Consider the following 12,181-nt stretch of genomic DNA (forward strand, 5'->3'; position numbering starts at 1 on the left):
ATATAGGAAATTATAATATTCACTCTGGCTTAATTGCTCAGAAGATGTAGTAGAGCTGCTACATGAATGAACATCATTTTGAACGGACGGAGGTCGAATGGACGGCATGAACGGCTGGTTCAGAAGATCGTTGAAGCGCAAAATCACGTTCCTGCTCCTCATTTCGATTTTGTTGCCGCTATTATCATTAGGTTTGTTTTCTTATTTCATCGCGTCCGATATAACCGAGAAAAAACAGAAGGAATCGGGTATGAGCATCATGAAGCAGATGGCCTCCAACCTCGAGTTTATTATGCGCGACATCGAGAACAGTTCTTTGTTCCTCATCGGAAACAAGGACGTTCAGCTCTATTTGAACGTCTCTAAGGAAGAAGCGAACATGCGGCAGAACCGTATGACCGAATTTTTGTCCAATCTGATGTATTCCAAGAACTATATATCGGATATTACGATTTATCCCGCTAGCGAAGCGCTTCCAGTGTCCAATACGACGATCTTCAAGGTAAGCGTACCCGACATTACGATTCAAAATCCGGATTATTTCGCCAATCATCCCTACTGGTGGACGTCGCTTTATCCGATTCATACGGCGGCGGGGAAGAAGAACATCATTTCGCTCATTCGTCCGATCCGCAACGTGAATTCGTTCAAAAACTTGGGTAAGCTCGTTATCAGCCTTGATGAGAGGGTAGTGGAGAATACGCTCAAGAAATCAGGTATCGGCGCTAACGGTTTCATGCTGCTCATTGACGGGAAGGGCAATGTCCTGTCGGGCTCGATGTCCCCGCTCCCGAACAACATCGCCAACATTCTGCCGGAGCTGTCGCGCCTTGAAGAAGGAGCAGGCTCCGTCAACTACGGAATCGGGCGAGACAAGAAGACGGTGTTGTATCACAAGCTGTCCGAGGCCGACTGGACGTTAATCGGCGTCATTCCTTTCGCCGACTACAAGGCGCAGAACCGATACGTGCTTACGCTTACCGCCGTGGCGGTCGGCGTATCGCTGCTGGCCATCGTTGTGCTCGTCGTGTTCTTCGTTCAACGGCTCACCCGTCCGCTTCGCATGCTGACGAATTTCTTGAACAAGACAGACCCGGAGGAGCCGATGCGTATGTATCCGGTGGAATCGATGGATGAGGTAGGTCAGCTCGTGCGCAGCTACAACAGGCTAAGCGGCAAAATCGAGGCGTTGACCGACCAGGTAAAGCGCAACGAAGCGATAAGGACGGAAGCCGATATGCAGGCGCTGCAGGCGCAGATCAATCCCCACTTCCTATACAATACGCTCTCGTCCATTCATTGGATGGCACTAATGAGCAAGGATCACCAGACGGCAGATATGGTCGGCAACTTAAGCGACTTTCTTCGCTTCAGTCTCAACAAGGGCGCCCAGTTCACTTCCGTCGAACAGGAGATCGCTCACGTACGCCATTACGCGAACATTCAGGCGATCCGCTACCCGGATCAGTTCGACATCGAGTTCGCGATCGATCCCCAATTGTATCGCAAGAAAATACTGAAGCTGTTGCTCCAGCCCCTTATCGAGAACTCGCTCGTCCATGGCTTGCTGAAGAAGCCGGGCAAGGGGGAGATCAGCGTGTACGCGAATCTGCAAGCGTCGTCGATGGTGTTCACCGTGGAAGATTCGGGGGCGGGCATCGATCCGGATAAGCTGGCGCTTATTCTCGCCCGGCTTAGCGAGCCGGAGGATACGAGAGGCGAGTCCAAGGACCATTACGGACTTCGGAACGTGAACCTGAGGCTGCTGCTTCACTATGGTGCTGAGGCGGGGCTAAAAATCGAAAGCAAGGTAGGCGTTGGGACGAAAATTTCGTTCGCGCTGCCGGTAACGGAGGATTCAATGGCATGAAAATCATGATCGTGGACGACGAGGTCATCATCCGCAACGGACTCAGCACCGTCATCAATTGGGAGGAGCTTGGCTTCAAGCTTCTCCCGCCCGCCGCTTCCGCCGAGGAAGCGCTGGACCGGTTCCAGGACGAACAGCCGAACATAGTGCTCTCCGACATACAGATGACGGGCATGGACGGCATCGGCTTGGCGGCCGAAATAAAGAAGATTTCGCCGGATACGGAAATTATTATATTGACCGGCTTCGATATGTTCTCCTATGCCCAGCAAGCACTCCGCGAAGGAGTGAGTGATTATTTATTGAAGTCGAGCCGACCCGAGGAAATCATCAGGGCGGCGATGAAGGCGAAGCAGCGGTTGCAGTTGCGCTGGGAGTCCATCAAGCAGGAGAACCGCGGCCGATCGGCGGTGCGCGATCGTCTGCTCGAGAAGCTGGCCAGAGAAGGGACGCTAAGCGATCAGACGGTCGAATCGGCCAGCGTGCTGCTGCCGTGTCTTGGGCTTGCGGAGCAGAACCTGTCGTTGCAGGTGCTGCTGCTGTCAGCGAGCGGGTGGGGAGGACGGCCGGAGGACTTGTCGCTCGCGCATTTTGCCGTCGCCAACATGGTACAGGAGATATTGCCTTGCGAGACACTGCTGCATAAGGATCGGGTTCTCGTTGTCGTGAACGTCAAGGCAGGCGAGACAGCTACTGATAGGCTCGAGATGGAGCTCGGAAGAGTCAGCAGGAAGCTCAAGTGCAGACTATTCGTGGCCATTGGTTCTGCCGCAAGGTCGATCAAGGAACTGAAGCGATCATTTGAGGAAGCCGAGCATGCATTCACGTACCTATCCATTTCCAAAGAAGATGCGTTCATCCGGTATGAGATGGTGAAGGACCGGGCGGGGGGCAAGACGGTCTGCTCAGAAGAGGAGGAAACGAAGTTCATCGCCATCGCAAAGTCCGGGAGCGTGATCCAACTGCGCCACTGGGTCGACGAGACGGTGTCCGCCCAGCTGTCCGATCCCGAAGTGACGCCGGACACTATGCACGCGTATTTACAATCGATCGTTCTGTCTGGACGACGTTGGCTGGAGAGAGTCATTGCAACGGTTGGGGGCCAGCCTCCCATGGTCGAACAGTTACGCACAGACCTGCTCAACCGCTCGGAAAATGTGCACGAGTCATTGTTCCGCTCGCTGAAGTCGATCATGGACCTGTACACGGAAACGATGTCCGGAGAGCGGGTATCCTATATCAAACGAGCGATTGCGTACATTAACGACCATCTGGACAAAAACTTAACGCTGCAGCAGGTGGCGAAGCATGTCCATCTGAATCCGAACCACTTCAGCGAAGTGTTCAAACGGGAGACCGGTTTTACCTATATTGAGTTTGTAACGAAGGAACGCATTACCCGCGCCAAGGAACTGCTGGACAGCACCCCGATCAAGATCAGCGATATCGCGGGCCGCGTCGGCTACGAGGACGTGAAATATTTCGGCCAGCTGTTCAAGAAGGCGACCGGGCAGACGCCGTCCGATTACCGCAATAAGACCTGATCGATGTCCCCCCTCGATCTGAAGTGTGTCCCCTGCCTCTCCGCGATCGACGGGCTTATACTGAAAGTATTCCATCGCAACACTGTTGCAGAAGACTACAAACATTAATCTGGGGGGATTTTTAGATGAACAAGAAGCTTTCTATCGTTGCTACATCGCTCGTCACCGCCTCACTCGTACTGGCCGCTTGCGGCAATAACAACGAAGCGGGCAAGGCTCCCAACACATCCAATGACAGCGGCAAAGAGAAAGTAACGCTTTCGATCTGGCACAACTATACAGGCGACGATCAACGCGCCCAAACGATGCGCTCCATCATCGAGCAATATCAGAAGGATCACCCGGAAGTAGAGCTAGACGTTCAGGCTATTCCGCCAGACGGCTACCGTACGCGACTTAAAACGGTAGCGGCAGCAAACGAAATGCCCGACCTGTTCGTGATGTGGCCTGGCGTTATGACGAAGGAATTCCAAGCTGGCAACCTGCTTCAACCGGTGAACGAGCTGCTGGACAGCAAGCCGGAGTGGAAAGAAGGATTCCTCCCAGGCTCCTTCGACGGCTTCACGATCGGCGAAGACATCTTCAGCGCACCGATCGCGTTGTCCCCGACTTCGATTCTGTTCTATAACAAATCGATTCTCGAGGCAAACGGCTTGCAGCCTCCGAAAACGTGGGACGATCTGATGAATGCTGTCGGAGTATTGAAAGAAAAGAAAATTACGCCAATCTCGCTCGGCAACAAAGCGGCATGGCTGGCGCAATCGAGTATTTTCAGCTCGCTGGCTGACCGCGTGACGGGTACGGAATGGTTCTTGAAAGCGGCAGCGCAAGATGGTGCGAAATTCACGGATCCTGAGTTCGTGCAGTCGCTCGCTTACCTTCAAGAGCTAGGTAATGCAGGCGCCTTCCAAGAAGGCTTCAACTCCATCGACAATACGCAAATGGAACAATACTTCGCTCAAGGCAAGTCGGCTATGATGATCGACGGCGGCTGGGCATTGACGAATCTAGCGGCTTCAGCTTCGAAGGAAGCTCTTGATCAGATGGGTGCGACCGTATTGCCTTCCATCCCTGGCGGCAAAGGTGATCCGAACACGATCTCCGGTGTAGTAGGAACAGGTATCGGCATGAGCGCGAAAGTAGATGGCGCGAAGAAGCAAGCGGCATACGATCTTATGTACGCGATGGCTGGTCCGGACGCTCAGAAGCGCGTTCTGGAAAGCAACCAACTCGTCAGCTACAAGGTTGATCTTGATAAATCGAAGGTTACTCCGATCTTCGCCGAAGTATACGAGCTTGTGAACAGCGTTACTCGTACTCCGGTATATGACGGTGTCTTGTCTTCCGCAGTAGCCGACGAACTGAACAACGGCCTGCAGGAGCTGCTCATGGGCGGCAAGCCGGAAGCAATCGCGAAGAAGGTACAAGCAGCAATCGAGAAGGAATCGAAATAATCTTCACGCAACAATAATTCTTTCGGGATTCGTTCTTCCTCTAGGCGTAAAGCCGGGGGGGAGAACGGATTACCATTCAACTAGCGATCGAAATGGAGGGGGCGTTATGACGTCTGCCGTACGCACCAGAAGATTTATCGTTATCGGTCTTCTTCCTGCGCTGCTTTTGTTTTCTTTCTTCGTCATTGTCCCGATTATATGGTCTGCCTATTATGGTTTCTTCGATTGGAAAGGAATCGGCGCCGCGAAATTCATCGGCTTCGAGAATTATTCGGAAATTATTCATGACGAAGTGTTCTGGCGTTCATTAAAAAACAACATGCTCGTCGTTGTCGCATCCGTGTTCGGCCAAGTGCCAATCGCGTTGGTGCTGGCGTTGCTCCTACTCAAAAACAATTGGCTTCATAAGTTCATCCGTACCGCAGTATTCATGCCCATGGTGTTGTCGTCGGTTGTCGTCGGTATCATTTGGGGCTATATTTATCACCCGGAAATCGGTATCTTAAACTTCCTGATGGATGGTCTCGGCCTCGGAGCTTGGAAGCGTCAATGGCTAGGCGACCCGGACATCTCGATGTATTCGCTCATGGTCCCAATCATATGGAACTACATTGGTCCTTACTTGGTCATGTTCATAGCTGCGCTTCACAACATTCCAAGCGAGATTGACGACGCAGCTAAAATCGACGGAGCTCAAGGCTCCCGCAAACTGTTCTCACTAACTTTGCCATTAATATGGGACACGATCAAAGTCGCTGTAGTCCTCTGCATCTCCGGCAGTCTCAAGTCGTTCGACTTGATCTATATCATGACCGGAGGCGGTCCTGCACATTCGACGGAATTGCTCGCGTCTTATATGTACAATAATACATTCGCGATTTACCGTTTCGGTTACGGCAGCGCAGTATCGACCGCAATCATCATCATCAGCTTGATCCTGGTCGCCGGCAGCCAATATCTCATGAAATCGAAAAACCGTTAAGGGGGACCTCACATGTTGCGTCGCCGTTTCAGCAGCGGACTCGCGAACGGTCTGATGACCCTTTACGCGCTCGTCACGCTCTATCCGCTATACTGGCTGTTCATTAGTGCATTCAAGTCGAACGAGGAATTTTACTCCCGTCCGTTCCAACTGCCGACCAGCTGGAAGTTCGACAGCTTCGCCCGCGCGTGGAAAGTATCCGATATGGGAACGAGCATGCTCAACTCCGTCATCGTGACAGGTTTGTCTCTCGTGCTTACGCTCGCCATCGGTGCACTTGCAGCGTACATTCTGTCCCGGTTCCAGTTCCGTTACAAGTTAGCTGTCATGGGCATATTCCTGCTGGGCATGCTCATTCCGATCCATAGCACGCTCGTTCCGCTGTTCATCGTCATGAACAAGATTCATCTTCTCAACACATACGGTGCGCTTATATTCCCGTACGTTGCGTTCGAGCTGCCAATCGCTATTTTTATCATCCAAGCATACATGAATACTTTTCCGAAAGAAATCGAAGAAGCGGCACATCTCGATGGCCTGGGATACTGGGGGATTTTCTCGAAAATCATGCTTCCGCTGTCTGCTCCGGCGTTATCGACGGTGGGCATTCTAGCTGTCCTGCGGTTCTGGAACGACTTCTCCTTCGCGCTCGTGTTCATCAGCAAGCCGGCGCTTAAGACGTTGCCACTCAGTCTGTCGCAGTTCGCAACGGGCTACATGACCGACTACGAATTGACGATGGCCGCGCTGGCGATAGCGGTCGTGCCGACGATTATTATCTATTTGATATTCCAACGATCGATCATGCAGGGCATGGTTGCAGGCGCCGTCAAAGGTTAAGCCAATCTCTCTGAGTCCGTACCACGGTGGTGCGGGCTCAGCGTCATATTCGGGGAGGAGTGTTCCTAATGAAATTGTATTTCGAAGGTTTATTCGAGGAGTTACTGCCGGGCATTCGGGCCATCGCGACAGAGCTGAACATCGAGCTTGAATCGGATCATGCGCTCGAAGAGAATGAGGGGATAAAGGTGGTCGTCGGCCGTGCATCGGACGGCTTGGAAGTCGGTTACGTGCCGGGAGAGAGGACAGCGTGTATCCGTTATGAGCGAAAGCATCAATTCTATCGCGGACTTGGCCTGGTCGTGCAGCATGCGCGCAAGAGAGAGTCGTTAATGCGCATAGAGAAGCAGCAGTTCGATACGATCGGGCCGATGTTCGATCTATCCCGCAACGGTGTGCTGACGGTAGACGCATTCAAGACGATGCTGAATCGAATGGCGCTTATGGGACTTAATACGGTCATGCTGTATATGGAAGATACCTACGCGATCGAGGGCGAGCCTTATTTCGGCTACATGCGCGGGCGCTATTCGGCGGTGGAATTGAAGGAAATCGACGACTACGCCGACATGTTCGGTATCGAAGCGTTCCCGAGCATCCAGACGCTCGCCCATCTCGAGGAGTTCCTCAAGTGGGAGCCGGTGAAAGCGTACAAGGACACGAAGGGCGCGCTGCTCGTCGGCGATGAGCGGGTGGACCAGCTCGTCGAGCGCATGATTCATTCGGCTTCGGCGCCGTTTCGCAGCCGCAAAATCCATATCGGAATGGACGAGGCGGAGGAGCTTGGACGGGGCAAGTACTTGGATCGCTACGGATATGCTGACCGAATCGACATCATGACCGGACATCTGAACAAGGTGCTGGACGTCACTCGTCGCCATGGCTTGAAGTCGATGATGTGGAGCGATATGTTCTTGAAGCTAGCGGTCGGCAACGGAGGTACTGAAAGCGATTATTACAATACAGATACGAAAATTCCAGAAGAGATGGCCAGCCGCATTCCAAAGGATGTGGACATGGTGTACTGGGATTATGTTCATATGGAGCCGGAGCATTATGCGAGCGTCATCGCAAATCACCGCCCGCTCGGCTGCAACCTTGTGTTTGCCGGAGCGGTGTGGATCTTCAATACATTCGGCGTCAATTACGGCATGTCGTTGAACGCTTCCGATGTCGCGCTGCAAGCGTGCAAGCGCGAAGGCATACGCGAGGCATACGCGACGATGTGGGGCGACGACGGCAACGAAGGCAATCCGTTCGCGGCGCTGCTAGGCTTGCAGCTCTACGCGGAGCATGCTTATTCGGAAGAGAAGCCGGACTGGAGCGTCGTTGCCGAACGGGCGAAGTTCTGTACCGGCATCGAGGCAGACGCATACCTGCTGATGAAGGACTTGGACGAAGTGCCCGGCTCCGAGCCGGACAACCGGAAGCAAAGCAATCCTTCGAAGTTTCTGATGTATCAAGACGTTTTGCTCGGATTGTTCGACTTCCAGATCGACGGCTTGCCGTTAAATGCGCATTATGCGGCGCTTGAAGAGAAATTCCAGAATGCGAGAGTCGAAGGCGCTTCACTTGATTGGATCTTCGACGTTCCGCAGAAGCTGAGCGCGGTACTGAAGCAGAAGAGCGAATTAGGCTTACAATTGAAGCGAGCGTATGATAACGGGGATAAGGCGACGCTGCGCCATGCGGCGACCGAGGTGATTCCTGTTATCGCAACGGCGGTCAATGAGCTTCGCATTGCTCACCGAAAGCAATGGCTGAGGATGTTCAAGCCGTTCGGCTGGGAGGTGCTAGACATTCGCTACGGCGGCGTCATCAATAGGCTCGATACCGCAGTGGTCCGTTTGCTCGCCTACGCGAGCGGAGAACTCGACCGGATCGAGGAATTGGAGCAGGAGCGGCTGCCGTTCAGCACCGTCAATCGGTTCAATAGCAAAGGCGTCGGCTGGAGCAGCCATTACTACCGGATGGCGAGTCCGAATGTGTTCTTCCACGTCATGAATCCATTCTAATGTATAAACCCTTGGAGCCTATCAACATCTGTTGATAGGCTCCGTTCATTTTTTTGATTTCTAATGTCACAATTTGTAGAAGTTTACCGAAATTTAACGTTATCACGCATCTTACTTCACAAATGTTTGTTAGTGTTAAGACTAAAGTGAGCATTAACGACATGCAAGCAACGAGGGGATCCTAATGGAAGAGATTGGTTATGGTCTGTTCAACAGGGATATGATTCGGGGAATTAAGGAGCGCTGGAATAATGGAGGCATCGGCGCGATCTATGTCCGCATCGATAGCGGGCAGACGGCAGCAGAGCCGTCGCTTTTGCTATGGGAGAGCGACCAACGAAGGATGTTTTGGCGGCCGAGACTGGAGAACGAATATTATTATTTGCTTGCTAGGCAGACCGGCGATCAGCCAATCGAGCAGCTCGCGCAATCGGCCGCCGATCAATTGAACAATCGAATGAATAGGGGAGATTCCCATACGAGGAAGGACTCGGTGAAGGCGCATATCGGCTTCGCCGTGGCGTTCCCTTCCTCCGCCGGCCGCTCGACAGAGACGGTCGTGTACCGATTGCTGCGGGACGCTATGCTGTTGAATACATACTCGGCTGCCGTGCCATACGTCTTCGGACAGGCTGAAGCGGCGGAGCCGGCTGAATTAACCGCTCAGCCGATCGAGAAAGCAAGAAAGCAGCCGATTGAGCTTTACCATACGGGTAAGCCTATTGCAATCGGACAGCTGGCAGGTCCTTTTCCCGTGTTCCAATCAAAGACGCTCGTATCCGAGGTTGCTTACATGTTCGATACGAACCCGAAGGCGCCCGGCGCGATAATAGTCATAGACAACCGCCCAGTCGGGCTGCTCATGAAGGAAAAGCTGCATCAGCTGCTGGCGGGGCAATTCGGACTGCCGCTCTATTGGAACAGGGGGGTGGAGCGAATCATGAATGATCAGCCTCTTATCGTGGACGAGCAGATGCCGGTGGAGCAAGTGTCGCAGCTGGCGATGAGCAGGCATTATGCCCATCTGTACGATGTCGTTATTATTACGCAGAACGGTCAACTGGCTGGTGCGGCCTCGATTCGGTCGATATTGGAATGTATGACTGCGATGCGAACGGAGGCGGCTAGGGAGGCCAATCCGTTGACGGGCCTGCCAGGCAATGAGGGCATTCAGTCAGAGCTTCAGCGCAGAATTCAGGCAGGTATTCCCTTCGCTGTTATTTATGCGGATCTAGACTATTTCAAATGGTTCAACGATTGCTTCGGCTTCGGGCTTGGCGATGAAATGATTCGATACTTGGCCGAGACGTTGTGCAAGGAGCTGGAGTTGCAAGGAACGCAGGGGGATTTCGTCGGTCATATCGGCGGCGATGACTTCATTATCGTAGCGGGAGCCGGCCAAGCAGAGTTGATCTGCCAATCGTTAATTATGAGGTTCGAGCAAGGTGTCAAAGCGTTCTATGGAGGAGTCGAGGTTACATCCGTAGAAGACCGCCACGGCAATATCGTCGAGCAGGAAGGCGTCACGTTATCTTTATCGCTCATGCTCTGGGACGGCATCGTGCCCTTGACGCCTGAGGATATATCAAGACTGGCCGCCAAGTTGAAGAAGCGGGCGAAGGCGAGCAAGGGCAGCGTCTATGTGCTCGAGCATATAACAGGAATGCATCATGGAGAGGATCGAAAATATACGTGAAACGTCTACGTGAAAGTCATCGTATCAGCCAGTTTAGAAGCGGAATATGGACGATGTCAGGCGTATTAGCCGGTCAATCCGGATTAATCGGCGTTCTGTATTTGTCATGGCAGCAATCTGGCGAACCGGAACAGAGCGGCAGCGGAAAGTCGTTTCGAGCGGAGTGGAAGCAGTTCGCCCAGCGCGAGAGCGAGGCGGCGTTCCAGAGCTCTGTGTTGTTCGAGGGAATGGATTGGATTCATGACGATCTATTCATCTATATGCGTCTTCCGGGCGGTCGCCGAGAAACGATGGAGGGCTGGCTGCTGGAGACGGCGTTCAAGCATACGTCGAATTGGGAGCAGCGCTTCGCTGCGCATATGCGGGAGCAGACCGAGCAGAACTGGAGCGGCAAGCTGTACATCGGCGCAGCCGTGGCCGAGATCAAGAGCAGCGAGGATGAAGAACCTGCTTGGTACGAAGCGGTCAAGCAGGCGATGCTGCACGGGCAATCGGCGGGCGGCATGGAGCGGAGCATCAAGCGCAGGGCATTCGATCGACTGATGGAGCAGCGGTCGATCGATCCTGTATATCAGCCGATCATGGCACTCGGCGAGGATAAAGTGTTCGGCTTCGAGGCACTGACGAGGACGCGGGAGCGAACTTGGTTCGAAGGACCGCTGGCGCTATTCTCGTTCGCTGAGCAGGAAGGGGCAGCCTATGCGCTTGATCGTCTGGCGAGAGAGAAGGCGATCGAAGGCTGCGGCGGTCTTAAGCGCGAGCAGAAGCTGTTCATCAACGTGATGGCTCAAATTATCGAGGACCCGGAGTTCTCGCCCGGTCAGACGCTTAGCTTATTGGAGCGGCGGGGCTTGTCGCCACATAACGTTGTTTTCGAGATAACGGAACGCAATTCGATCGAGGACTTCGGAGCCGTCAAGAAGGCGCTGGAGCATTACCGCAGTCAAGGCTATCAGATTGCCATCGACGATGTAGGCGCCGGTTATTCATCCCTGCAATCGATCGTCGAGCTGCGACCGGATTACTTGAAGGTCGACAGGTCGATAATTCAAGATATTCATCTCGATGAGATGAAGGCTCACATTCTTCATACATTGGCGCAGCTTGCTGCCAAGATGGACATATCGATCATAGCCGAGGGCATTGAACAGCAGGAGGAGCTTGCCAAGGTTAGAGAGCTTGGCGCTTCTTATGCGCAAGGGTACTTGCTTGGACGCCCGGCTGCGATGTCGGACGATCATGGCGTGTTGTAATTGAATAAGCGAGAATGACGATTCATTATTAACGGTTTCAATCAATCGGAAGCATGCAGGGAATGTATTGATTATTTATGGAACAGGTGGTCGTTGCAGAAAGTGCAGCAGAATGGGGCGAAGCAGCTGTTAAGTCAAGCCTTGGTTGCACATTCTGCAACGGAAAAGCAAAGTTAATGGGTATAGGAGGCCTATTGGCGTGAATCAGTTGCAAAATGTGCAAGGAGAGTTTGCTGGAAGGGTTTAAAAGTGTCGTTCTGTTGCAGAAGTGCAATCAACTGGAGAGAGACGGGTTAAAGCGGCTCGGGCGAGAGCATTTAGCAGATGGACTCCATCATTAAGGGCCGAACCGGAAGATGGATGCTGAGGGCTAAATGGTCGGTTTTGGCTGTATAAATTCCACCCAAAAGTAGCTTTGCCGGCAATTAGGAGCGATTAGACTGTAAGAAATACAGGCAAACGCAATATCAGTAACCATTTAGGACTGGACTGACCTATATGGAATCGACAGTCACTAAGCTGTAGGT

General features: G+C 52.9%; 8 protein-coding genes. All 8 read left to right on the top strand.

Annotated elements, in window-relative coordinates:
- Positions 1 to 97 precede the first annotated feature (97 nt).
- Entirely contained in the window at positions 98 to 1,870 is a 1,773-nt protein-coding gene (locus tag AC0YN0_RS09765; protein WP_475821106.1) for a sensor histidine kinase, read from the top strand.
- Complete coding sequence (locus AC0YN0_RS09770) at positions 1,867 to 3,414, top strand: response regulator (RefSeq protein ID WP_475821107.1); 1,548 nt, start codon at positions 1,867 to 1,869, stop codon at positions 3,412 to 3,414. Before AC0YN0_RS09765 ends, AC0YN0_RS09770 begins: the two co-directional genes overlap by 4 nt.
- A gap of 125 nt (positions 3,415 to 3,539) precedes the next feature.
- Entirely contained in the window at positions 3,540 to 4,868 is a 1,329-nt protein-coding gene (locus AC0YN0_RS09775; protein WP_475821108.1) for an extracellular solute-binding protein, read from the top strand.
- A gap of 106 nt (positions 4,869 to 4,974) precedes the next feature.
- Positions 4,975 to 5,850 carry a carbohydrate ABC transporter permease gene (locus tag AC0YN0_RS09780; RefSeq protein WP_442051154.1) on the top strand — a complete coding sequence of 292 codons (876 nt, stop codon included), beginning with the start codon at positions 4,975 to 4,977 and terminating at the stop codon, positions 5,848 to 5,850.
- 12 nt (positions 5,851 to 5,862) lie between these two features.
- Positions 5,863 to 6,690, top strand: a complete 828-nt coding sequence (locus AC0YN0_RS09785; protein ID WP_475821109.1) for a carbohydrate ABC transporter permease — start codon at positions 5,863 to 5,865, stop codon at positions 6,688 to 6,690.
- Between the two features lie 68 nt (positions 6,691 to 6,758).
- Positions 6,759 to 8,705 (top strand): family 20 glycosylhydrolase, encoded by a 1,947-nt coding sequence (locus AC0YN0_RS09790; protein WP_475821110.1) that lies wholly within the window; start codon positions 6,759 to 6,761, stop codon positions 8,703 to 8,705.
- 184 nt (positions 8,706 to 8,889) lie between these two features.
- Positions 8,890 to 10,401, top strand: a complete 1,512-nt coding sequence (locus AC0YN0_RS09795; RefSeq protein ID WP_475821111.1) for a GGDEF domain-containing protein — start codon at positions 8,890 to 8,892, stop codon at positions 10,399 to 10,401.
- Complete coding sequence (locus AC0YN0_RS09800) at positions 10,398 to 11,654, top strand: EAL domain-containing protein (RefSeq protein ID WP_475821112.1); 1,257 nt, start codon at positions 10,398 to 10,400, stop codon at positions 11,652 to 11,654. Before AC0YN0_RS09795 ends, AC0YN0_RS09800 begins: the two co-directional genes overlap by 4 nt.
- The last annotated feature ends 527 nt before the right edge of the window (positions 11,655 to 12,181 follow it).

It is taken from the genome of Paenibacillus sp. J22P218 (genome assembly GCF_056269195.1).